This window comes from Klebsiella sp. A52, assembly GCF_018388785.1.
GTDB lineage: Bacteria > Pseudomonadota > Gammaproteobacteria > Enterobacterales > Enterobacteriaceae > Klebsiella > Klebsiella aerogenes.
In genome coordinates this window covers 1022664-1046318 of the sequence record NZ_CP074437.1, presented here as the reverse complement: position 1 = coordinate 1046318, position 23655 = coordinate 1022664, and the positions used below count along the sequence as shown (strand labels likewise).

At 55.5% G+C, this 23655-nt stretch carries 22 protein-coding genes and 1 riboswitch; of the genes, 11 read left to right on the top strand and 11 right to left on the bottom strand.

Features of this window, described 5'->3' with window-relative positions; all coding sequences use genetic code 11:
• Nucleotides 1-82 precede the first annotated feature (82 nt).
• Nucleotides 83-1432, bottom strand: a complete 1350-nt coding sequence (lysC, locus tag KGA69_RS04865; RefSeq protein WP_032709596.1) for a lysine-sensitive aspartokinase 3 — start codon at nucleotides 1430-1432, stop codon at nucleotides 83-85.
• Between the two features lie 183 nt (nucleotides 1433-1615).
• Nucleotides 1616-1849: riboswitch (Lysine riboswitch) on the bottom strand.
• Between the two features lie 339 nt (nucleotides 1850-2188).
• Between lysC and pgi the strand changes: the two genes are divergently transcribed.
• Nucleotides 2189-3838 carry a glucose-6-phosphate isomerase gene (gene pgi, locus KGA69_RS04860; RefSeq protein WP_020079879.1) on the top strand — a complete coding sequence of 550 codons (1650 nt, stop codon included), beginning with the start codon at nucleotides 2189-2191 and terminating at the stop codon, nucleotides 3836-3838.
• Between the two features lie 49 nt (nucleotides 3839-3887).
• Here pgi and KGA69_RS04855 read toward each other — a convergent pair whose 3' ends face one another.
• From KGA69_RS04855 to KGA69_RS04835, 5 genes are all read right to left on the bottom strand, one after another.
• Nucleotides 3888-4367 carry an acyltransferase gene (locus KGA69_RS04855; RefSeq protein WP_213292880.1) on the bottom strand — a complete coding sequence of 160 codons (480 nt, stop codon included), beginning with the start codon at nucleotides 4365-4367 and terminating at the stop codon, nucleotides 3888-3890.
• Between the two features lie 108 nt (nucleotides 4368-4475).
• A complete protein-coding gene (locus KGA69_RS04850; protein ID WP_045396811.1) occupies nucleotides 4476-4856 on the bottom strand; it encodes a RidA family protein in 381 nt (126 codons plus the stop codon).
• 20 nt (nucleotides 4857-4876) lie between these two features.
• Nucleotides 4877-5197: an AzlD domain-containing protein gene (locus KGA69_RS04845; protein WP_015368778.1), complete on the bottom strand. Its 321-nt coding sequence runs from the start codon at nucleotides 5195-5197 to the stop codon at nucleotides 4877-4879.
• Nucleotides 5190-5930 carry an AzlC family ABC transporter permease gene (locus KGA69_RS04840; protein WP_045396808.1) on the bottom strand — a complete coding sequence of 247 codons (741 nt, stop codon included), beginning with the start codon at nucleotides 5928-5930 and terminating at the stop codon, nucleotides 5190-5192. The genes KGA69_RS04845 and KGA69_RS04840 overlap by 8 nt, the downstream gene beginning before the upstream one ends.
• Before the next feature lie 83 nt (nucleotides 5931-6013).
• Nucleotides 6014-7291: an L-cysteine desulfidase family protein gene (locus KGA69_RS04835; RefSeq protein ID WP_213292879.1), complete on the bottom strand. Its 1278-nt coding sequence runs from the start codon at nucleotides 7289-7291 to the stop codon at nucleotides 6014-6016.
• Between the two features lie 364 nt (nucleotides 7292-7655).
• Here KGA69_RS04835 and psiE point away from each other — a divergent pair, with 364 nt between their 5' ends.
• The gene (gene psiE / locus KGA69_RS04830) at nucleotides 7656-8066 is read left to right on the top strand and encodes a phosphate-starvation-inducible protein PsiE (RefSeq protein WP_015368775.1); all 411 of its coding nucleotides are present in this window, start codon (nucleotides 7656-7658) and stop codon (nucleotides 8064-8066) included.
• Nucleotides 8067-8259: 193 nt separating this feature from the next.
• Here psiE and malG read toward each other — a convergent pair whose 3' ends face one another.
• The 3 genes from malG to malE all read right to left on the bottom strand — a co-directional run bounded on the left by malG (nucleotide 8260) and on the right by malE (nucleotide 12029).
• Nucleotides 8260-9150 carry a maltose ABC transporter permease MalG gene (malG, locus tag KGA69_RS04825; protein WP_015368774.1) on the bottom strand — a complete coding sequence of 297 codons (891 nt, stop codon included), beginning with the start codon at nucleotides 9148-9150 and terminating at the stop codon, nucleotides 8260-8262.
• A gap of 14 nt (nucleotides 9151-9164) precedes the next feature.
• A complete protein-coding gene (gene malF, locus KGA69_RS04820) occupies nucleotides 9165-10709 on the bottom strand; it encodes a maltose ABC transporter permease MalF (RefSeq protein ID WP_045396803.1) in 1545 nt (514 codons plus the stop codon).
• Between the two features lie 129 nt (nucleotides 10710-10838).
• Nucleotides 10839-12029 (bottom strand): maltose/maltodextrin ABC transporter substrate-binding protein MalE, encoded by a 1191-nt coding sequence (gene malE, locus KGA69_RS04815; RefSeq protein ID WP_049060826.1) that lies wholly within the window; start codon nucleotides 12027-12029, stop codon nucleotides 10839-10841.
• 370 nt (nucleotides 12030-12399) lie between these two features.
• Between malE and malK the strand changes: the two genes are divergently transcribed.
• The 5 genes from malK (at nucleotide 12400) to ubiA (ending at nucleotide 17530) form a co-directional block, all read left to right on the top strand.
• Entirely contained in the window at nucleotides 12400-13509 is a 1110-nt protein-coding gene (gene malK, locus KGA69_RS04810; RefSeq protein WP_015368770.1) for a maltose/maltodextrin ABC transporter ATP-binding protein MalK, read from the top strand.
• A 99-nt stretch (nucleotides 13510-13608) separates the two neighbouring features.
• Nucleotides 13609-14907 carry a maltoporin gene (locus tag KGA69_RS04805; RefSeq protein WP_015704036.1) on the top strand — a complete coding sequence of 433 codons (1299 nt, stop codon included), beginning with the start codon at nucleotides 13609-13611 and terminating at the stop codon, nucleotides 14905-14907.
• Nucleotides 14908-15014: 107 nt separating this feature from the next.
• A complete protein-coding gene (gene malM, locus KGA69_RS04800) occupies nucleotides 15015-15962 on the top strand; it encodes a maltose operon protein MalM (protein ID WP_045396796.1) in 948 nt (315 codons plus the stop codon).
• Nucleotides 15963-16150: 188 nt separating this feature from the next.
• Entirely contained in the window at nucleotides 16151-16648 is a 498-nt protein-coding gene (gene ubiC, locus KGA69_RS04795; protein WP_015704038.1) for a chorismate lyase, read from the top strand.
• Between the two features lie 12 nt (nucleotides 16649-16660).
• Entirely contained in the window at nucleotides 16661-17530 is an 870-nt protein-coding gene (gene ubiA, locus KGA69_RS04790; RefSeq protein WP_045396790.1) for a 4-hydroxybenzoate octaprenyltransferase, read from the top strand.
• Between the two features lie 51 nt (nucleotides 17531-17581).
• Here the strand turns inward: ubiA and plsB are convergent, their stop codons facing one another.
• Nucleotides 17582-20005, bottom strand: coding sequence for a glycerol-3-phosphate 1-O-acyltransferase PlsB (gene plsB, locus KGA69_RS04785; protein ID WP_045396787.1), 2424 nt, complete (start codon nucleotides 20003-20005; stop codon nucleotides 17582-17584).
• Between the two features lie 130 nt (nucleotides 20006-20135).
• On the opposite strand from plsB, the gene KGA69_RS04780 reads away from it, so the two are divergent.
• From KGA69_RS04780 to KGA69_RS04765, 4 genes are all read left to right on the top strand, one after another.
• Nucleotides 20136-20504 (top strand): diacylglycerol kinase, encoded by a 369-nt coding sequence (locus KGA69_RS04780; RefSeq protein ID WP_045396782.1) that lies wholly within the window; start codon nucleotides 20136-20138, stop codon nucleotides 20502-20504.
• 122 nt (nucleotides 20505-20626) lie between these two features.
• On the top strand, nucleotides 20627-21235 hold the full coding sequence (gene lexA / locus KGA69_RS04775) for a transcriptional repressor LexA (RefSeq protein ID WP_015704040.1): 609 nt from the start codon (nucleotides 20627-20629) through the stop codon (nucleotides 21233-21235).
• A gap of 70 nt (nucleotides 21236-21305) precedes the next feature.
• A complete protein-coding gene (dinF, locus tag KGA69_RS04770; protein ID WP_047045853.1) occupies nucleotides 21306-22631 on the top strand; it encodes an MATE family efflux transporter DinF in 1326 nt (441 codons plus the stop codon).
• A gap of 175 nt (nucleotides 22632-22806) precedes the next feature.
• Nucleotides 22807-23016 carry a CsbD family protein gene (locus KGA69_RS04765; protein ID WP_015704042.1) on the top strand — a complete coding sequence of 70 codons (210 nt, stop codon included), beginning with the start codon at nucleotides 22807-22809 and terminating at the stop codon, nucleotides 23014-23016.
• Nucleotides 23017-23096: 80 nt separating this feature from the next.
• On the opposite strand, the gene zur is transcribed toward KGA69_RS04765, so the two are convergent.
• Entirely contained in the window at nucleotides 23097-23612 is a 516-nt protein-coding gene (gene zur, locus KGA69_RS04760; RefSeq protein WP_045379090.1) for a zinc uptake transcriptional repressor Zur, read from the bottom strand.
• Nucleotides 23613-23655 lie beyond the last annotated feature (43 nt).

Here is a 23655-nt window from a genome sequence, read left to right as displayed (position 1 = left end):
ACAGTGTTTGTTGTGTTGATGTTGTTATAAAAAAGCCGGGTTCGAGCCCGGCTATAGGTATTTTTTATCGCGCAAAAGAATATTATTCAAACAAATTATGATGCAGCTTCTGCACCACTTTCTCCGCGTCGTCGCCAGGCACCAGGAAGCACAGGTTGTGGCTGGAGGCGCCGTAGCAAATCATGCGGATATTGAACGGTTCCAGTACGCCGAATACCTCTTTACCGACGCCGCAGGCTTTCGATAATTCATTGCCGATCAGGGCGACCAGCGCCAGGTTTTCTTCCACTTCGACGCGGCACAGCGAAGAGAGCTCGGTCAGCAGCGCCTGGGTCAGCAGGGTATCGCCAGCGGAGGTTGAACCGGTGGTGTCCATGGTCAGCGCAATGCTCACTTCCGAAGTGGTGATCAGATCGACGGAAATATTATGCCGCGCCAGAATACCGAACACTTCGGCCAGGAAGCCGCGGGAGTGCAGCATATGCAGGCTGTGCAGGGTCAGCAGCGTTTGACGACGACGCAGCGCCAGCGCGCGGAACAGCGGTGGATTTTCGGTTTTATGACAGACCATCGTGCCGCCGGCTTTAGGTTCTTTGCTGGAGCCGACGAATACCGGGATATCGCTGCGTACGGCGGGCAGCAGGGTGGCCGGATGCAATACCTTGGCCCCGAACGTGGCCATCTCCGCGGCTTCAGCGAAAGCGATCACATCGATGCGCTTCGCCGCTGGCGCGACGCGCGGGTCGGTTGTGTAGATGCCAGGGACATCGGTCCAGATATCGACACGGCTGGCGTTTAAGGCCTCGCCGAGTAGCGCTGCGGTGTAATCGCTGCCGCCGCGGCCAAGGGTGGTGGTACGGCCTTTGGCTTCGCTGCCGATAAAGCCCTGGGTAATCACCAGGCCTTCTTCCAGGCGCGGCGCCAGTTGTTGTTGCGTCAGTTCCGCCAGCGCGGCGATATCCGGTTCGGCGCGGCCGAAACGATCGTTGGTACGCATCACTTTGCGTACGTCGAACCACTGCGCCGCGATACCGCGTTCGCGCAGGATCTCAACGAACAGTAAGGTGGACATCAGTTCCCCGTGGCTCACCAGTTCATCGGTCAAGGCTTCCGAGCTGGCCAGCGAGGCGGCTTCCGCCAGGGTCGTAATGTTTTCCAGCAGACGCTCGATCTCTTCGCGAATAACGTTGGGATAACGTAAACGCTCCAGAATATTGAACTGGATTTGGCGCATTTCATCGAGCTTAGCGAAGCGTTCGGTGGGTTCCAGCCCTGCCGCTAAAGCAACTAAGATATTGGTAACGCCAGCCGATGCGGATAACACCACTACGCGGGTATTCGCATCCAGCAGCGCGACGTCGACGCTACGGTTCATCGCGTCGAAATCGGCCACGCTGGTGCCGCCGAACTTAGCAACAACTAAATCTGTCATAACAACCTCGTGTCAGGGGGCCTGACTTATTAAAACGATTCCTGAACAACCGCTCCTGGTTCGGGCTGGAAATAACCGGAGCGCTACAAAATGTCTTAATAAGCCAGGCCAAATTAACTCAGCCATGGCACAAGGGAAGAGCGAAAAGTAGGGTGGGCGCAGAGCGATAAACAAACTACGATGTCACCCAGAAGTGCTCCACCTTGTAGACCCGTTCGCCGATGACGCGCATCGGTTCGCGAGTATGAAACGCCCGACTGCGAACGCTTCTGGTGACAACCCAGGGGATTCAGCCCCTGTGGCCGGCGACAGACTTAACCAGATGCCTGTGCGCCTCGGCGTTGCTCCCCCTCACGTATTTTCCCCGGACTGGTTCCTCCAATACGGTTACCTGGGCAACGCACCTCTTCTGGCAATTACTGACGTCTTTCACTATGCCTGGGGAGAGACTGGTCATTATACCCCCCAACGATACTCTTCGCTGTAGCGTGAAATGCGCGAGCAATACATACCTACGGTTCCGTAGGCAGTTCAGCTATATAAAGGCTTCCGGACGGGTATGTCAACGACAGGGTTATGCGGATTTTTCATGCATCGGCGGATAACAGAAAAATGCCTAATGATCGCTATAATATGGGGGCTCTTTACCCTATTTCTGACCCCCGTCAACGGCATAACACAAAAATCATCACAATTTTCCGCCGCTGAGGCTACAATCGACCGAAGTCACATTTTCAAATCAGAAGAGTATTGCTAATGAAAAATATCAACCCAACGCAGACCGCTGCATGGCAGGCATTACAGAAACACTTCGATGAAATGAAAGACGTCACTATCAGCGAGCTTTTCGCCAAAGATAGCGATCGTTTCTCTAAATTCTCCGCCACTTTTGACGATCTGATGCTGGTGGATTTCTCCAAGAACCGCATCACTGAAGAGACACTGTCTAAGCTGCAGGATCTGGCGAAAGAGACCGATCTGGCCGGTGCTATCAAGTCGATGTTCTCCGGCGAAAAAATTAACCGTACCGAGGACCGCGCGGTACTGCACGTCGCGCTGCGCAACCGCAGCAATACGCCGATTGTGGTTGATGGCAAAGATGTGATGCCGGAAGTCAACGCGGTGCTGGAGAAGATGAAAGCCTTCTCTGAAGCAATTATCTCCGGTAGCTGGAAAGGCTACACCGGCAAACCGATCACCGACGTGGTGAACATCGGTATCGGCGGTTCAGACCTCGGCCCGTTCATGGTGACCGAAGCGCTGCGCCCGTATAAAAACCATCTCAACATGCACTTCGTTTCCAACGTAGACGGCACCCATATCGCCGAAGTGTTGAAAGCGGTGAATCCGGAAACCACGCTGTTCCTGGTGGCTTCCAAAACCTTCACTACTCAGGAAACCATGACCAACGCCCACAGCGCGCGTGACTGGTTCCTGGCGACCGCGGGTGACGAGAAACACGTAGCGAAACACTTCGCGGCGCTCTCCACCAACGGTAAAGCGGTTGGCGAGTTCGGTATCGATACGGCTAACATGTTTGAATTCTGGGACTGGGTTGGCGGTCGTTACTCCCTGTGGTCCGCCATCGGCCTGTCTATCATTCTGTCCGTTGGCTTCGATAACTTCGTCCAGCTGCTGTCCGGCGCCCACGCCATGGACAAACACTTCTCCACCACCCCGGCTGAGAAAAACCTGCCGGTACTGCTGGCGCTGATCGGTATCTGGTACAACAATTTCTTCGGCGCCGAAACCGAAGCGATTCTGCCGTACGATCAGTACATGCACCGCTTTGCCGCTTACTTCCAGCAGGGCAACATGGAATCCAACGGTAAGTACGTTGACCGTAACGGCAACGTCGTGGATTACCAGACTGGCCCAATCATCTGGGGCGAGCCGGGGACTAACGGTCAGCACGCGTTCTATCAGCTGATCCACCAGGGCACCAAAATGGTACCGTGCGATTTCATCGCGCCGGCTATCACCCATAACCCGCTGTCTGACCACCATCAGAAACTGCTGTCTAACTTCTTCGCCCAGACTGAAGCGCTGGCCTTTGGTAAATCCCGCGAAGTGGTTGAGCAGGAATATCGCGACCAGGGTAAAGACCCGGCTCAGCTTGAGCACGTGGTGCCGTTCAAAGTGTTCGAAGGCAACCGTCCGACCAACTCCATCCTGCTGCGTGAGATCACCCCGTTCAGCCTGGGCGCATTGATTGCGCTGTATGAGCACAAAATCTTCACCCAGGGCGCGATCCTCAATATCTTCACCTTCGATCAGTGGGGCGTTGAGCTGGGTAAACAGCTGGCTAACCGTATCCTGCCGGAACTGAAAGATGGCGCAGACGTTAGCAGCCACGACAGCTCTACCAACGGCCTGATTAACCGTTATAAAGCCTGGCGCGCGTAAGTGTTGCGCAATTAAGCCTGAATGCCGACCCTCGGGTCGGCATTTTTATTTATAGCCGCCGCAGCAGCCTCGCGGGATTGCCCGCCCAAACGCCTTTCTCGGTGATGGATTTTGTCACCACGCTCCCGGCGCCGATGACCACGCCATCGCAGATACTCACCGCCAGAATGGTGGCGCCGCTGCCGATAGACACGTCATTGCCGATTTCAATGCGCCCCCAACTGTCGCGGTCGGCATTCGGTTTGCCATCGCGGAACAAGTCGTTGGCGAACATCACGCCGTGGCCGATAAAACAACGTTGGCCGATGGTGACGTACTCGCAGATAAAACTGTGGGACTGGATTTTGCTGTCCGCGCCGATGCGCGTGTGTCCCTGAATCTCGACGAACGGCCCGACGAAGACGTTATCGCCGAGCTGGCAACCATAGAGGTTGGCGGGCTGGTATATGACCACGTTTTCGCCGCAGATGACGTTGTGAACGCCGGTATCGCGAAGCGTAAAAGGGGGAATATTTGGCTTATTCGACATACTGCGTTCCTCATTCAGATCTCATCGTATAGTGCCTGTAAAATGAGCAAGGAGGAACGGCGAAAAACGGTGGGGAAGGAGGCTGGAGGTTTCCCCCCAGCCGGGTGATTAACGAGCGAAGGCGATGGCTTCGATTTCGACACCGGCGTCTTTCGGCAGTCTGGCGACCTCTACGCAGGAACGCGCCGGAAAAGCGGCCTGATGTTCGGTAAAGAAGGCCTCATAGGCGGCGTTGATGGCGGCAAAATCCTGCAGGTCTTTGACAAACACCGTGGTTTTAACGATCTGCCCGACCGTGAGTCCTGCAGCTTCAACGATGGCTTTCACATTTTCCAGCGATTGCCGCGCCTGTTCGGCGATATCGCCTGGCATGGTGCCGTCCAGCGGATTAATCGGCAGCTGACCGGAGGTGATGGTCATCGCGCCGAGATTAACGCCCTGCACGTACGGGCCGATAGCGGCAGGCGCGTCAGCGGTGGTAATAATCATACGGTTTATCCTTCAAACGGTTACATAAAATAATTTAACAACACCAGCGAGCCGACGCCGCTCACTACCACCCATACCAGGCCTAAACGGAAGCTGGCGAGCGTGCAGATAATGGCGGCAATCACCTTCGGATTCTTTAAGTCAAACTCCATACTGGAATTCACGCTCAGGATCTGAATGGTGATAATGGCCGGCAGGACGGTGACCGGGACGAAGCGCAGCGTTTTGGTCACCCGCTCGGACATCTGGATTTTTCCGGCCAGGCCGATAAACGAAAATCGGATCAGAAAGGTCACGGCGGCCATCCCCAAAGTCAGGGCGATAAAGTAGCTATTATTCATGTTCCAGCGCCTCCACGAGCGGCATCCCGGATTTGGCTTTTGCTGCCTGTTTACGTTCTTCAGCCAGGTCGACGCACAGTCCGGCGAGCACGCCAAGCACTGACGCGACGACAATGCCCAGCGAGTAGGGCAGGATGACCAACAGCACGCCGGAGACGGCGGCCACCACGGCGGCGACGGTGCAGGCCTGGCTTTTTATTTGCGGCACCACGATAGCGATAAAAGCGGCGACCATGGCGAAATCCAGACCGTACTTTTCAATGTTCGGGAAGGAAGCGCCGACCAGCGCGCCGAGGAAATCCGCCAGTACCCAAATTGCCCAGAAGGTGATCATCGCCGAACCATAAAACAGATACTTATCCTGCTTATTGCCTTCCATCTCTTTGACGGTGGTGGCGTACACTTCGTCGGTCAGCGCGTAGGACATAAAGCATTTTTTAAAGAATGATGCTTCACGGACGGTACCGGAAATAGAGGCGCTGTACAGTACATGACGTAGATTAATTATTAATGTGGTGAATATAATAACCCCGAGCGTGGCGCCGGTTTTAAGCATATTTAATGCCAGCATTTGCGCCGAACCGGCAATAACAATCGCCGACCACGCCGTGCTCTGCCAGACGCTCATGCCCGCGCTAACGCTTAATGCGCCGACAATAAATGAAAATGGAAAGTCGCCGATGCACAGCGGCATAATAGCGCTGGCGCCGCGTAAGATGACTTTTTTATTCATCTGCTATACCTGCTAATTTATAAATAATAGTGTGGGTAGGGTAGGTTAATCGGGGCCTGATTGTTCAGGCCCGTTAAATATTGTTATTTAGCGACCATGATACTGATGATTTCTTTATCTGTGAGGGTCATTGGTTTAATCACCAGGCGGCACAGGTTATTAATAGTCTGCTCGACATCAGCGCAGACAATACCGTCATTGGCGCCAGCGCAGCTATTTTGCATTGCCATCAGTACCGCCTTAAAGGCGCTGGATACCACAGATGAGACTTTCATCGCACAGCTATTAGAGGCGCCATCACAAATCATGCCGGTAATATCGCTGACCATATTAATAATCGCGGTATTAATGGTGTTGATGTCGCGAGTAAATAGCCAGGCCATCCCGGCGGCGGCGCCCATGGCGGCGGTTGAGGCCGCGCATAGCGCAGATAAGCGCGTATAACGAGAATGAATTGAGATGGCGGTGAGATGAGATAGAGACAAAGCGCGCGCCAGGGTCTCTTCATCGGCGCCGAGATGCTCAGCAACCACCACTACCGGCATGGTTGCCGTAATGCCCTGATTGCCTGAGCCGAAGTTAGACATTGCGACCACCGGCGCGCCGCCCATGCGGGCATCTGAAGCGGCGACGGTGTTGATGATCACCTTGCTTAACAGATCGTTGCTCATCAGGCCATTTTTCACGGCGTCAGAAAAGGTACCGTTAATGTTCAGGCCATATTTTTTGGTTTTGCCTTCTGCCGCCAGCGCGGAGTTTAAGCGCGCGGCTTCGAGAATAAAGCGAATATCATTAAAGTCGACGCTATTAATAAAGTCGTAAGCCTGTTGTAGCGAAAAATTGGGCAGCGTTTCGTGCCGGGCGCGCGCATTCTGTTTTTCGCTTAGTGGCTGCGGCTGGCCATTAATATAAAGTTCGACCACGTTAGTGTGGGTTCCTTTTACTACGACACGACAGGTGTTTTCGCCATCAGAGAGAGTTAGATCCAGATGAATAAAGTCCGGGGTCTCTTTGACGGTAATATCAACGGCATGATTGGCGATCAACTTCTGCGCCATTTCGACGTGTAGCGGGGTGATATCTTCCAGCGTTTTTAATCCCTTTTGCGGATCGCCGCCAAATGCGCCAATTGCGGCGGCTAGCGCTACACCGCAAACGGTGGTGCCGGGAATAGTAACACCCATCGCGTTTTTATAGAGATTGGCGGAAATAAAACCGCTAATTCTGGTGCAAGGCTGATCCAGATATTGTGCGGCGTAGGCGGCAGCGAAGGAAATAGCGACGGGTTCAGTACAACCTAATGCCGGGGCAACTTCTTGTTTGAGCCATTTTACGTACAGGGAAGCGTTATCGGTGTTCATAATGATTTAATGTCCAAAATTAAATTTTATTCAGCTGCGATAATGCTAAGACAAAGGATGAGAAAAATCTTACCCTAATAGCCATATAAATAATGCGGATTAGAGAAAAAATTTATCTTGTGGCAGGTTTTAAGATATAACTGTTTCAAATGGTAAATTCTTTAAATTTCAGTTGTTTATTTGGTTTTGTCCTAAGCGTAACGGATGATTTAGTTAACTTGCTCACAGCATTGTAGGAAGTAAAATTTTCTCTTAGTTGCATTTACCGCGTTGAAGGACCGATGCTGCTCGCAAAGTGAAGTAGATCTGGATCACACTTTTGCGCTATACAGATCAATAACGTTCATGCATTTGAGGTGTCACTATGCCGTCGGTATATCGTCCGCTGGTTAATTTTGTTGCGAAGGCCATGCAGGCCGTGCTCAACCTGGCGCTATTGTGCCTGGGAATTATTCTGGTGGTGTTCCTGGGAAAGGAGACCCTGCATCTGGCGCACGTGCTGTTTACGCCGGAGCCGGTGAGTAAGTACAAGCTGGTCGAAGGGCTGGTGGTTTATTTTCTCTACTTCGAATTTATCGCGTTGATTGTGAAATACTTTGAGTCCGGTTTTCACTTCCCGCTGCGTTATTTCGTCTATATCGGCATTACCGCGATTGTACGGCTTATTATCGTCGACCATGAGTCGCCAATGGCGGTGCTGATTTACTCTGCGGCGATCCTTATCCTGGTGATTACCCTGTGGTTGTGTAATTCCAACCGCCTGAAACGGGAATAAAAAAAGCGGCCTCCAGGGCCGCTTGACCGACAATCACAAATGAAATTTATGTAGGGTCCAGTAGAGGATTGCAGTGGCATTTGCCCTACTTTTTCAGGGAGAGGTGGGCTGCCGTACCCGGTTGGGGTCGTGTACCACATCCCACCCTCTCTGAAATTTGGGGCGATAAAACAAGGGTCTAACATGATGAAACTTAACCTTTCACCCCGCCCGCCGTCAGGCCGTTGACCAACCAACGCTGAGCCAGCAGGAAGACGACGGTAATCGGAATCGCCGACAGTACCGCCGCCGCGGCGAAGTCACCCCACAGGTAGTTCTGCGGATTGAGATACTGCTGCATCCCCACCGCCAGGGTATAGCTGTTCACATCGCGTAGCAGCAACGAGGCCACCGGCACTTCGGTAATCGCGGCGATGAACGACAGAATAAACACGACCGCCAGAATCGGCACCGACAGCGGCAGCAGCACCAGGCGGAAGGCCTGCCACGGAGTGGCGCCATCCAGCGCGGCCGCTTCTTCCAGTGAACCATCGATAGTTTCGAAGTAGCCCTTAATCGTCCAGACGTGCAGCGCGATACCGCCCATATAGGCGAAGATCACCCCGCCGTGAGTGTTGAGGCCGACGAAAGGCAGATACTGACCGAGGCGGTCGAACAACGCATACAGCGCCACCAACGACAGTACCGCCGGGAACATCTGGAAAATCAACATCCCTTTGAGCAACGTCGCTTTACCCGGGAAGCGCATACGGGCGAAAGCGTAAGCGCAGGTGGTGGAGAGGGCGACGATGCCGATCGCAGTAATCCCGGCCACCTTAATTGAGTTCCACAGCCACAGCAGGACCGGGAATGGCGGCGGCGTTACCCGGCCATCGGCGTGTTCGACGCTGAAGCCTAATGCCAGACGCCAGTGCTCCCAGGAGATGGTATCCGGGATCAGGCTGCCGGTCGCGAAGTTGCCTTCGCGCAGCGAGATAGCGATAACCATCAGCAGCGGGAACATAATCGCGGCGATAAAAATCAGCAGCAGGAGATGCGTGGTAAATAAACGTAGCTTCTGCGATTTGGGTTGGACCATAGCCATTATCGTTATCTCCTTTAATCAAACTTCATGCGCGTGGCTTTCAGATTCACAATCGCTAACGCCCCAACCAGCAGGAAGATAAGCGTGGCGATAGCCGCCGCCAGGCCGAAGTCCTGACCGCCGCCACCTTCAAAGGCGATGCGATAGGTGTAGCTCACCAGCAGGTCGGTATAACCGGCCGGCGTGGTGGTGCCGAGACGGTCCGGGCCACCGTTGGTTAACAGTTGAATCAGCACGAAGTTGTTAAAGTTAAAGGCGAAGCTGGCAATCATCAGCGGCGTGAGCGGCTTGATCAGCAGCGGTAGCGTAATTTTAAAGAAGTTCTGGAACGGCCCCGCGCCATCCATCGCCGACGCCTCGTACAGATCGTCCGGAATCGCCTTCAGCAGTCCCATGCACAGGATCATCATGTACGGGTAGCCCAGCCAGGTGTTGACGATGATGATCATCGTGCGCGCGGTGGTTGGGTCGCTAAACCAGGCCGGTTTAATGCCGAACAGCGCGCTCAGCATCATGTTGATTTCACCAAAGCTCTGGTTAAACAGCCCTTTGAAAATCAGGATTGAGATAAATGACGGCACCGCATACGGCAGAATCAACAGCACGCGGTAAATCGCTTTGCCCTTCAACGCTTCCCACTGCACCAGACAGGCCAGCACCATTCCCACGGCGACGGTCAAAATCACCGTCAGCACCGAGAACACCACGGTCCAGACGAAAATGGCGAAGAACGGTTTCTGGATCCCTTCGTCCTGGAAAACGCGGGTGAAGTTATCCCAGCCGATGGTGACGGTATAACCCGGGCTCAGCTTTTCATTGCCCCAGCTGCCGTCGGCATTGATGGATTGATAAAAGCCGATGTTGTCGTTGGGGCGATATTTCACGCCGCTTTGGTTGTTAGTGAGCGTGCCGTCGTTGGCCAGCGCGTACAGCGGCTGGGTACCGGAGAACTGACGCAGCGAACTCATAATCACTTTGCTTTCATCCGGCAGCACGGCGGTCAGTTGGTTCAGCGCGGCGCGGTTCTGGGTGATTACGCGTAAATTCGCGCGTTCGCCTTGCGGCAGGACATCGGCTTCTTTTAACGTCAGCTTCTGCTCGCCGCCGAATTTAAAGGCCTCGGAGAGATAATTTTTACCGCTTTCACCGTCCGTCAGCGCCAGCTGCCACTCGTCACCCGCCGGATAGAGTGAGAAGTTATAGGCTTTGCCGGCCTGGAAAGAACGGTCCATCAGCACCTGCTGGGCACGTTCGAAGGTGAGCTGGTTGGTGCTGCTGTAGTTGGTGAAGGCGATGGCAATAGTACAGATCAGCGGGAACAGAACAAACAGCCCCATCCCGGCGAGACCCGGATAAACATAGCGCCAGGCATAGGCCTTGCGATTGGAAAAGATATACAGGCCAACCGAGCTTAAAATCAGCGTCATGATGGCGAACAGGTACTCCCCCTGGGCGTACATTAAAACAACAAGGTAACCCACCAGCAGGCACAGCAAACCAATCACAGACCATGTGAGTTGCGGGCTTTGCCACCAGTGTTTCTTTTTAACGGCATCCATGGGGATCATCCTCTACAACGTTAAATATCTGTCGACAAAAGTGCCTGATGGCGCTGCACTTATCCGGCCTACAAGGCGTGTAGGCCGGATAAGGCATTTATGCCGCCATCCGGCACGTGTGCGACGGTATTACTTGGTGATACGGCCCTGTGCATCCTTCAGCGCGGCATCGACGGTTTGACGGCCGCTTGCGGCGTTAATAACCGCGGTACGGACGGCATACCAGAATGCGGACATCTGCGGGATGTTCGGCATAATTTCGCCTTTCTGGGCGTTAGCCATGGTGGCGGCGATACGCGGGTCTTTCTCCAGCTTCTCCTGGAAGGATTTCAGCGCCACGGCGCCCAGCGGTTTATCATTGTTGACCGACTCCAGACCCTGATCGGTCATCAGGTAGTTTTCGAGGAACTCTTTCGCCAGTTCTTTATTCGGGCTGGCGGCGTTAATCCCGGCGCTCAGGACGCCAACGAACGGTTTAGACGGTTTACCTTTGAAGGTTGGTAGCAGAGTGACGCCGTAGTTAACCTTACCTTTGTCGATGTTGGACCACGCCCACGGACCGTTGATGGTCATCGCGGTTTCGCCTTTGTTGAAAGCCGCTTCCGCGATGGAGTAGTCGGTGTCGGCGTTCATGTGTTTATTCTTAATAAGGTCGACCAGGAAGGTCAGGCCGGCTTTCGCGCCGGCGCTATCAACGCCGACGTTTTTCACGTCGTATTTGCCGTTTTCAAACTTAAACGCGTATCCGCCATCGGCGGCAATCAGCGGCCAGGTGAAGTACGGTTCTTGCAGGTTGAACATCAGCGCGCTCTTACCCTTCGCCTTCAGCTCTTTATCCAGCGCCGGGATCTCTTCCCAGGTTTTCGGCGGGTTCGGGACAAGGTCTTTGTTATAAATCAGCGACAGGGCTTCCACCGCCACCGGGTAAGCGATCAGTTTGCCGTTGTAGCGTACGGCGTCCCAGGTGAACGGATAGAGTTTGTCCTGGAAAGCTTTATCCGGGCTGATTTCCGCCAGCAGGCCGGACTGCGCGTAGCCGCCAAAACGGTCATGCGCCCAGAAAATGATATCCGGGCCGTCGCCGGTGGCAGCAACCTGCGGGAATTTCTCTTCCAGCTTATCCGGATGTTCTACGGAAACTTTAATGCCGGTATCTTTTTCGAACTTTTTACCCACTTCAGCGAGGCCGTTATAGCCTTTATCGCCGTTAATCCAGATAACCAGCTTACCTTCTTCAATTTTTGCGAGGGCAGAGGCGGAAAACATCATCGTCGTCAATGCAGACAGCGCGAGGATGCGAGCGCCAGTTTTGATTTTCATATACCCGTCCTATTTGGTGATGTGCTCGTGGATACACTTGAGTGGTTTAACGCTGATGAGTTTCCTTTTTTAACAACCTCTTTCCATCCTCCCTATGTCTACGCCCCGCCCGCCGTTTATGTGATCCGCATTGCAGAAATGCCGGTAATGGGCCCTGGAGCACATAAAAAAGCCACCGTTTTTGTCGCTTCGATCACGAAATGACGTTGTGCCGGGAACTTCCGGCGGCGAGAGGCGGTTTCTCATCCTCCCGTCTCCTCCCCCATCAAAAACCCGGGGGGTGGAGGATTTGCCAACGTAATGAATGCCGCATAGTCAGCCCATCTTGAATGTGTCTTTAAGTGACAGGTTGTAACGAAGGGAGAAGGGCATGGCGAGCGTACAGCTACGAAATGTAACGAAAGCCTGGGGCGACGTGGTGGTATCTAAAGATATCAATCTCGAGATCCAGGATGGGGAGTTCGTCGTGTTTGTAGGACCGTCGGGCTGCGGCAAATCCACCCTGCTGCGTATGATCGCCGGACTGGAAACGGTCACCAGCGGCGATCTGTTTATTGGCGATACCCGAATGAACGACGTGCCGCCCGCCGAGCGCGGCATCGGCATGGTATTCCAGTCATATGCGCTCTATCCCCACCTTTCCGTTGCCGAAAATATGTCTTTTGGCCTGAAGCTGGCCGGGGCGAAAAAAGAGGTGATTAACCAGCGCGTAACTCAAGTCGCTGAGGTCTTACAGCTGGCGCACCTGCTGGAGCGTAAGCCGAAAGCGCTCTCCGGCGGCCAGCGTCAGCGCGTGGCCATCGGCCGTACCCTGGTCGCCGAGCCGCGGGTTTTCCTGCTTGATGAACCCCTGTCCAACCTCGATGCCGCGCTGCGCGTGCAGATGCGTATCGAAATCTCCCGTCTGCATAAGCGCCTCGGTCGCACGATGATTTACGTCACCCACGATCAGGTGGAAGCCATGACCCTGGCCGACAAAATCGTGGTGCTGGACGCCGGCCGCGTCGCGCAGGTCGGAAAACCGCTGGAACTTTATCACTATCCGGCAGACCGCTTTGTCGCGGGTTTTATCGGTTCGCCGAAGATGAACTTCCTGCCGGTCAAAGTCACCGCGACCGCCATCGAACAGGTACAAGTCGAACTACCGAACCGCCAGCAGGTCTGGCTGCCGGTAGACAGCGCTCACGTTCAGGTCGGCGCCAATATGTCTTTGGGCATCCGCCCGGAACACCTGCTGCCGAGCGACATCGCCGATGTCACCCTTGAGGGCGAAGTGCAGGTGGTCGAACAGCTTGGTCACGAAACGCAAATTCATATCCAGATCCCCGCCATCCGTCAGAACCTGGTGTACCGCCAGAATGACGTGGTGTTGGTAGAAGAGGGAGCCACATTCGCCATCGGTTTGCCGCCGGAGCGCTGCCATTTATTCCGTGAGGATGGCACCGCTTGTCGTCGGTTGCATAAAGAGCCGGGCGTATAAGGTTCCCCATTAAAAGAAGACGCGAACCCAGCGTGCAGCCAACCATGCGGCGGCCGACGGGGAAGTGTTCAAAGAAAAGCAATGATCTCAGGAGATAGAATGATGATTACTCTGCGCAAACTTCCACTGGCGGTAGCCGTTGCGGCGGGCGTGATGTCTGCCCAGGCGCTGGCTGTCGATTTCCACGGTTACGCTCGTTCCGGTATTGGCTGGACCGGCAGCGGCGGCGAACAGCAGTGCTTCCAGGCCACCGGCGCTCAAAGTAAATACCGTCTCGGTAACGAATGTGAAACTTACGCTGAACTGAAACTGGGCCAGGAAGTGTGGAAAGAGGGCGATAAGAGCTTCTACTTCGATACCAACGTTGCCTACTCGGTATCGCAGCAGAACGACTGGGAATCTACCAGCCCGGCCTTCCGTGAAGTTAACGTGCAGGGTAAAAACCTGATCGACTGGCTGCCGGGTTCAACCCTGTGGGCCGGTAAGCGCTTCTATCAGCGTCATGACGTTCACATGATCGACTTCTACTACTGGGATATTTCCGGTCCTGGCGCCGGTATCGAAAACATCGATCTGGGCTTCGGTAAACTCTCTCTGGCCGCCACTCGTTCTTCTGAATCCGGCGGCTCGGCAACCTATGCTGACCGCGATCCGCTGACTGGCGAACGCGTTTACGATCATCTGGTACCGAACGACGTCTTCGACGTGCGTTTAGCGCAGATGGAAACCAACCCGGGCGGTACGCTGGAGCTGGGCGTGGACTATGGTCACACCAACGTGCCGGATGACTATTACCTGCAGCCGGATGCATCGAAAGATGGCTGGATGTTCACCGCTGAACATACCCAGAGCATCCTGAAAGGCTACAACAAATTTGTTCTGCAGTACGCGACCGATGCCATGACCTCCAACGGTAAAGGCGTACCGCAGGGCGGCAGCATTAATAACGATGGTTCCATGTGGCGTGTGCTTGACCACGGCGCGGTCTCTCTGGCGGACGATTGGGACATGATGTACGTCGCCATGTACCAGGACGTCAACCTGGACAACAACAACGGTACCAAATGGTGGACCGTCGGCGTACGTCCTATGTACAAATGGACGCCGATCATGAGCACCCTGCTGGAAGTCGGCTACGACAACGTCAAATCGCAGAAAACCGGCGACAGCAACAACCAGTACAAAATCACCCTGGCGCAACAGTGGCAGGCGGGCGACAGCATCTGGTCCCGTCCGGCAATTCGTCTGTTCGCCACCTACGCGAAGTGGGATGAGAAGTGGGGTTACACCGATAGCGGCGTCGCCATGCGCGATACCTCTGGTACCGGTATCAACACTTCCAGCCGCGGCGACGACGATGAGTGGACCTTCGGCGCCCAGATGGAAATCTGGTGGTAATGCTATCCGCATCATGATGAGTAAAAGAGGGGCATCAGCCCCTCTATTTTCGGCCCAGCGCGCTATTGCCTGGCTAACGCTCGGCCATAGGAATTGAGGTGATAACAATGAATATGAAGAAAAGTCTCGTTGCCCTCTGCCTGTCCGCCGGCCTGCTGGCCAGCGTACCCGCAGTCAGTTTTGCTGATGTCAATTTCGTGCCGCAGAATACCTCTGCCGCGCCGTCCATCCCGGCCTCCTCGCTGCAGCAGTTGACCTGGACGCCGGTCGATCAATCGAAAACCCAAACCTCTAAAGTGGCGATCGCCGGCCAAACGTTGAATGTTCCCGGTATCGCCGGGCCGGTGGTGGCCTATAGCGTACCGGCCAATATCGGCGAGTTAACCCTGACGCTGACCAGCGAGGTCGACAAACAGACCAGCGTCTATGCGCCAAACGTGCTGATCCTCGATCAGAGCATGACGCCGTCCGCCTTCTTCCCGAGCAGCTATTTCACTTATCTGGAGCCGGGCGTGATGAGCGCCGACCGCCTGGAAGGGGTAATGCGCCTGACGCCGGCGCTGGGACAGCAGAAAATTTATGTGCTGGTGTTTACCACTCCGCAGGATCTGCAGCAGACCACCAAATTAATCGACCCGGCGAAAGCCTACGCGAAAGGCACCGGTAACGCGGTGCCGGACATTCCGGATCCGATCGCTAAACATACCACTGACGGCACCTTGAGCCTGAAGGTGAAAACGTCTTCGAGTTCCAGCGTGCTGGTGGGCCCGCTGTTTGGATCTTCCGGCCCGGGCCCGGTGACCGTCGGCAATACCGCGGCGCCGGTCTATAACGCCCCGGCCGCTGCGCCTGTTGTCGCGCCGGTCGCTGCCGCCCCTGCGGCGAAAAGCGAACCGATGCTTGACGATACCGAAACCTACTTCAACAACGGTATCAAGAAAGCGGTTAAACAAGGCGATATCGATAAAGCCCTTAAATTGATGAACGAAGCTGAACGTCTCGGCTCGAAATCTGCTCGTTCCACCTTTATCAGCAGTGTAAAAGGCAAGGGGTGACCGTCTCCCCACAATGCTGATGTTTAGGCACAGCCTTTAGGTGCGTCCGCCTGGACGCACTTTTTTTTCTCGCGCAGCGGCAACTGTTGCATGCCTGTTGCGCGGATGATCGTATATTGACGTTTGCCCGCCCTCAAAACGCTATTCTGCGATACAATGCCTGCACGTTTTGTACCGGAGAATCAGGCATGCCACATCCTGCGCTTACGCAACTGCGTGCGCTGCGCTATTTTGCCGCCATACCCGAGCTGGACGCGCCGCTGCGCGACTGGCTGTTGCTGGAAGACTCAATGACCAAGCGCTTTGAGCAACAAGGGAAAAAGGTCACCGTGACCATGATTAACGAAGGTTTCGTCGGGCGCGACGCGCTGGCGGGCGAAGAAGCCCTATTGCCGGAAGAAGCGCGTTATTGGCTGCGGGAAATCATTCTTTGCGCCGATGGCGAACCCTGGCTTGCCGGTCGTACCCTCGTGCCGGAATCGACGCTATGCGGCCCGGAATTAGCCCTGCAGCAGCTGGGGCAGACGCCGCTGGGCCGGTATCTGTTTACGTCGTCGACGTTAACCCGTGATTTTATTGAGATTGGCCGTAGTGCACAGCTGTGGGGGCGACGTTCCCGTCTCCGGCTGAGCGGCAAACCGCTGCTGCTGACAGAGCTTTTTCTGCCTGCATCGCCATTGTATTAAGAGGAAGAGAAAATGGAGTGGAGTCTGACGCAGAATAAGCTGTTGGCGTTTCACCGCCTGATGCGTACTGACAAACCAATCGGCGCGCTATTGCTGCTGTGGCCGACGCTGTGGGCGCTATGGGTGGCATCACCCGGGGTGCCGCCGCTGTGGATACTGGCGGTATTTGTCGCTGGCGTCTGGTTGATGCGCGCCGCCGGCTGCGTGGTGAATGACTATGCCGACCGTAAATTTGATGGTCACGTTAAGCGTACGGCTCGTCGCCCGCTACCAAGCGGCGAGGTCACGGAAAAAGAAGCGCGCATATTGTTCGCGGTACTGGTGGGGCTCTCCTTCTTGCTGGTGTTGACGCTCAATACCATGACCATCCTGCTGTCGGTTGCGGCGCTGGCGCTAGCCTGGGTCTACCCCTTTATGAAGCGCTATACCCATCTGCCGCAGGTAGTGCTGGGCGCGGCCTTTGGCTGGTCGATCCCGATGGCTTTCTCGGCGGTAAGTGAAGCGCTGCCGCTCAGCTGCTGGCTGATGTTCCTCGCCAATATTTTGTGGGCGGTAGCCTACGATACCCAGTATGCGATGGTCGATCGCGACGATGATGTCAAAATTGGCATTAAGTCGACGGCGATCCTGTTCGGTGAAAACGATCGTTTGATTATCGGTATTCTGCAGGTTGCCGTGCTGGTATTAATGGGCGCGGTGGGCTGGCTAAATGGGCTGAACTGGGAATTCTACTGGTCGCTGTTTATCGCGGCGGGATTGTTTGTCTGGCAGCAGAAGCTTATCTTCAAGCGCGAACGCGATAACTGCTTCAAAGCGTTTATGAATAATAACTACGTTGGGCTGGTGCTGTTTCTCGGTCTGGCGATGAGCTATCTGCAGTAAATCCTTCTTTCCCCGACTCGCGGCGCGAGCCGGGGAACAGAAGCCGCAACGTTATGCGTCGTCCTGAGCGGCGCTTTCAATCGTCAAACGTACATCCGACGTAATCAAATCCGCCAGCATCTGGTAGACCTTCAGGGTCTCTGCCGGCTCGGCATCGCCGGTATCGCTGATGTAGCCTTCGTCACGCAGGGTCAGCACCAGAGTACTGAACACCGCCTTATCGAAGAACTCCGGCGCGTTGATACCGTGCAGTACCGACAGACGCTGCGCCATGGTGCGGCTTTCTTTCTCAAGCGTACTGCGGTTGATGGACGGGTTGGCGCTCAACAACCAGAAGGTGATCGCGTAGCGCTGTAACGTCTCGCGCGCGCCGGCGGCCAACAGCTGCAGGGAACGAGAGTGCGCCGGGTTGACGCTCATCTCATCGCCATTCAGCACCACCAGGCCCTGACGCTGCATCTCTGCCATCAGCGCATCGATAACGCCCGCCAGCTCCTCTTTTTCCCAGCGCAGGAACAGCTCGGCTTTCAGGAACGGATAGAACATCTCGACATGACGCAGCACTTCGCTACGGGTGATGCGGCGATGTTGGGTCACGATAGCGGCCAGCAGCGACGGCATCACCAGCATATGGGCGATGTTGTTGCGATAGTAGGTCATCAGCACCGCCTGCTCGCGCGGCAGGATGATGATATCGCCGATGGTGTCTTTCTCGACTTCGAACTTGTTCATCTGCAGTGCGTGGTCGATAAGCTCGCCGGCGGAAGCCGTCGGCGCGGTCGAATCGGTGGAGTACGGCACGTTACGCAGCAGGTCGAGGTAGCAATCCAACTGCTGGGTCAGCTGCTCACGGGTCAAAGAACGCTGACGCGACGCCAGAAGCGCCGTACAGCACAGGTTCATGGCGTTGGCCGCCCCGGCATTGTTGATGCGCACCATCAGATCGGCGGCGATATTATTCACCGTCGGCGTCAGCCAGGAAGGGCGGACAGCTTCGATAGGATCGATGGCTTCGCGCCATTCCGGCACGTGCTGATTGAGGTAGGTCATCAGCGGCAGCGGTTCGCCGAAGTTAACGTAGCCCTGGCCGAGATTACGCAGTTTGCTGAGGCCGCGCACCATCTGCGGCAGGCTCTCTTTTTCTTTTGTCGCGCCGCGCAGCTCTTTGGCGTAGGTACCGACTTCCATCACGTGCTCGTAGCCGATATAAATCGGCACCAGGGTGATGGGGCGGCTACCGCCGCGCAGCATTGCCTGGATAGTCATCGACAGGGTGCCGGTTTTCGGATCCAGCAGACGGCCGGTACGGGAACGCCCGCCTTCGACGAAGTATTCCACCGAATAGCCACGGCTGAACAGCTCGCCAAGATATTCGCGGAATACCGTGGAGTAGAGCTTGTTGCCCTTAAAGGTACGGCGAATAAAGAAAGCGCCCAGACGGCGGAAAATCGGCCCGGCCGGCCAGAAGTTGAGGTTTATGCCGGCGGCGATATGCGGCGGCACCAGCCCCTGATGATAAAGCACATAAGAGAGCAGCAGGTAGTCCATGTGGCTACGGTGACAGGGCACATAGACAATCTCATGGCCGTCATGCGCCAGCTGGCGTACGCGCTCGGCGTTATGCACGTTAATCCCCTGATACAGACGGTTCCAGGTGAAGCCGAGAATACGGTCAGTCAGGCGGATCATTTCATAAGAGAAGTTAGCGGCAATCTCTTCCATCAGCGCGATGGCGTTCTGCTGGGCCTTCTCGTGAGAAATCTTCTTGCTGCGCGCTTCATCTTCTACCGCGCGGGCGATAGCTTTCGATGCCAGCAGCTTATTGAACAGATCCTGGCGGGCAGGGAGACGCGGGCCGACGGCGGCCAGACGTTGACGGGCGAAGTGCATACGCGCCACGCGGGCCAGCTTCTGGGCGATGATTTTATCGGTACCGTGCTCATCCGCCATGCGGCGCAGAGAGACAGAAGGCGAGAAACGCACGAAGCTATCGCGGCCAAGCCAGGAGACGGCGAAGAATTTCTGAATACCGTTAAGCATGCGTAGCGGCGGATTCTCTTCGCCTTTTTCGCGACCCGGGGCGCGGCCGAACATCACCGAGACCGGCACCATTTGCACGTCGAGATCGGGATGATTACGGTGCAGATCCAGGTAGTCGTGGAACAGCTTAATGGACTCCTCTTTCGGCGTGTAGTAGGTAAACACGCGCGGGCCGCCGTGGATGAAAACGTAGCGCGGCAGCAGGGTGCCGTCGATTTCCAGCGGTTCAAAAGGGTCGGGTAAGTCATGCGCCAGGCACTGGGCGCGCAGGGTCAGCAGGTCCGCCTTGGAGTTATAAGGCAAGACGTACATTATCGGACGCGAGGTATCGAGCCCTAATTCCTGAGCAGGTTCTGCCGGAATAGACTTGCTTTTTACCAGCACCCGTAATGGTAAATTCAGTAATTTATAGTAAATTCGTTGCCAGCCGGACATAAACGATGTGAAGCCTCTGGTTAATCATGCAAATGCGCGGCAAGAATAACAGAAAGCGTACAAAATTTCCGTTGTCACACGGCAAACACGTACACTCAGCGACGTCATTTACATTAAAAGGTTCTTTTTGATGGCCAATAATACCACTGGGTTAACCAGAATCATTAAAGCAGCAGGTTATTCCTGGAAAGGTTTCCGCGCGGCGTGGGTGAACGAAGCCGCTTTCCGCCAGGAAGGCGTCGCCGCCATTGTGGCCGTGGCGATAGCCTGCTGGCTGGATGTCGATATCATTACGCGAGTCCTGCTCATTGGCTCGGTCCTGTTAGTGATGATAGTCGAAATTCTTAACAGCGCGATTGAAGCGGTGGTTGACCGTATCGGGCCTGAGCATCATGAGCTTTCCGGGCGCGCCAAGGATATGGGCTCGGCGGCGGTACTGCTGGCGATAATCATCGCGTTGATCACCTGGACTATGCTGTTGTGGTCGCATTACCGCTAAGTCTTGTCGGCAACGCTCGCAAAACGCAAAGAATCTCCTGATTTTTATATGATATGTGGTTCCAAAATCACCATTAGCTGTATATACTCACAGCATAACTGTATATACACCCAGGGGGCGGAATGAAAGCGTTAACGACCAGGCAGCAAGAGGTGTTTGATCTCATCCGGGATCACATCAGCCAAACGGGCATGCCGCCGACGCGTGCGGAAATTGCTCAGCGCTTGGGGTTCCGTTCCCCAAACGCGGCGGAAGAACACCTCAAAGCGCTGGCGCGTAAAGGCGCGATTGAAATCGTCTCCGGCGCTTCACGCGGCATTCGTCTGCTGACGGAAGAAGAACACGGACTGCCGCTGATCGGCCGCGTCGCCGCAGGCGAACCGCTGCTGGCGCAGCAGCATATTGAAGGTCACTATCAGGTTGACCCGGCGATGTTTAAACCAAATGCCGACTTCCTGCTGCGCGTTAGCGGGATGTCGATGAAAGACATCGGTATCCTCGACGGCGATCTGCTGGCGGTGCATAAAACTCAGGACGTGCGTAACGGCCAGGTCGTCGTCGCGCGTATCGATGAAGAAGTCACCGTAAAACGTCTGAAAAAGCAGGGCAACGTCGTTGAACTGCTGCCGGAAAACAGCGAGTTTTCCCCGATCGTCGTCGATCTGCGCCAGCAGAGCTTCACCATTGAAGGTTTGGCCGTCGGCGTGATCCGTAACGGTGAGTGGCTGTAACTCCCGTCCTAACGCAGCGTCATCATGATGCATGACGCTGCGATGTTCCTCCTCTGTCTGGTCCCTCTGCATGCTGCTCAACGCCGCCGATAAAGCACTGTGGCGCCTCGCGCTACCGATGATTTTCTCGAACATTACCGTTCCGCTGTTGGGGCTGGTCGATACCGCCGTTGTCGGCCATCTTGATAGCCCCGTATACCTTGGCGGCGTCGCCGTCGGCGCGACGGCCACCAGTTTCCTCTTTATGCTGCTGTTGTTCCTGCGAATGAGCACCACTGGCTTAACCGCTCAGGCCTACGGCGCCAAAGATCCGCAGCGGCTGGCGCGCGCTCTGGTGCAACCGCTGATCCTGGCGCTGGCCGCCGGGCTGCTCATTGTTCTGTTCCGCATGCCGCTCATTGACCTCGCGCTACATATTGTCGGCGGCAGCGAGGCGGTACTGGAGCAGGCCAGGCGGTTCCTCGAAATCCGCTGGCTCAGCGCCCCGGCGTCGTTGGCTAACCTGGTGCTGTTAGGGTGGCTGCTTGGCGTGCAGTACGCCCGCGCCCCGGTGATCCTGCTGGTGGTCGGCAACTTGCTGAATATCGTGCTCGACCTGTGGCTGGTAATGGGGCTGCATATGAACGTGCAGGGGGCGGCACTGGCGACGGCGCTGTCGGAATACGCTACCTTTATCATCGGCCTGCTAATGGCGAAACGGGTGCTGGCGCTGCGCGGCGTGACGCTTGCCATGTTGAAGGAAGCCTGGCGCGGCAATATGCGGCGCCTGCTGGCGCTTAATCGCGACATCATGCTGCGTTCGCTGCTACTGCAGCTCTGCTTTGGCGCCATCACCGTCTTCGGCGCCCGTCTGGGCAGCGACGTGGTGGCGGTCAATGCGGTACTGATGACCATGCTGACCTTTACCGCTTACGCGCTGGACGGTTTTGCCTATGCCGTCGAAGCCCATTCCGGACAGGCTTACGGCGCGCGTGACGGTAGCCAACTGCTGGAAGTCTGGCGCGCGGCCTGTCGGCAGTCGGGAATGGTCGCGCTGGCGTTCGCGTTAATCTACAGCGTGGCCGGTGAGCATATCATCGCGCTATTGACCTCTATCCCATCATTGCAGCAGCTGGCCGACCGCTATCTGTTCTGGCAGATGATCCTGCCGGTGATTGGCGTCTGGTGTTATCTGCTGGATGGCATGTTTATCGGCGCAACGCGCGGCGCGGAGATGCGTAATAGCATGGCGGTGGCCGCCGCGGGATTTGCGGTGACGCTGCTCTCTGTGCCCGTGCTCGGCAACCACGGCCTGTGGCTGGCGCTGGCCGTGTTCCTAGCTTTGCGTGGGCTTTCGCTGGCGCTCATCTGGCGCCGCCACTGGCAGCGTGGCACCTGGTTTAATTCACCCTCCTGAATGCAAATATCCCGGCCGAGCGCAGCGCGAGCCGGGAAAATTCTCCCAGCGTGTTCAATTGGCCTGATGGTTAAAAATTCCGAATAACTAATCGGTGTCAGCATTGTCATCTATAGTTATTACCATGTCCGGAACAAAACGGGCTGTTAACCCACCGAATCATGAGGACGTAATGATGAATAAAGACGAAATCAGCGGTAACTGGAAACAGTTGAAAGGTAAAGCCAAGGAACAGTGGGGTAAACTGACCGATGACGATATGACGGTCATTGAAGGGAAGCGCGATCAGCTAGTCGGTAAAATTCAGGAACGTTACGGCTACGCGAAAGATCAGGCCGAAAAAGAGGTGTCTGACTGGGAGCGTAAGAACGATACGCGCTGGTAGCAAATGTGGTTTTGACCCCCTGTTTATGCCTGTCTAACGGCATAGTGATATGCCGTAGCTTCCCGCTGATGTCGCCCGACTCAGCGGGCTTTCTTTTTAATCTGGATGGTATGATCGTGATGACAGTGTTCGCGGGCGCTGCACGCTTCGACTTCCACGCAGGCAGCGCACAGGCCGTGCGCTTCAATCACATTATGCCGTAGAGCGAAGCCCATTCTGGCCGCCAGCGTATGCATAATATCTTCTACGCCTTCCGCACACTCTTCTTTGACCACGCCGCAGCGATCGCAGATAAACATCGCCGAACTGTGGGTCGGCTGATCGAAAAGGTGGCACAGTACATAGCTGTTGGTCGATTCCACTTTGTGCACAAAACCTTGCTCCAGCAGAAACTCCAGCGCGCGATAGACCGTGGGCGGCTTCGCCTGCGGCTCTTTTTCTCGCAGCAGATCCAGCAGATCGTAGGCGCTAATCGCCCCTTGCTGCAGGCTCATCAGACGCAACACTTCCAGACGCTGCGGGGTCAGGCGTACGCCACGTTGCACGCAAAGCTTTTCAGCCTGCGCTAACATTTCTTGCGAAGTGGTGTTATCCATGAGCATCCTCTGGTTGCGTGATGTTGAAACTGTTACTTTATCA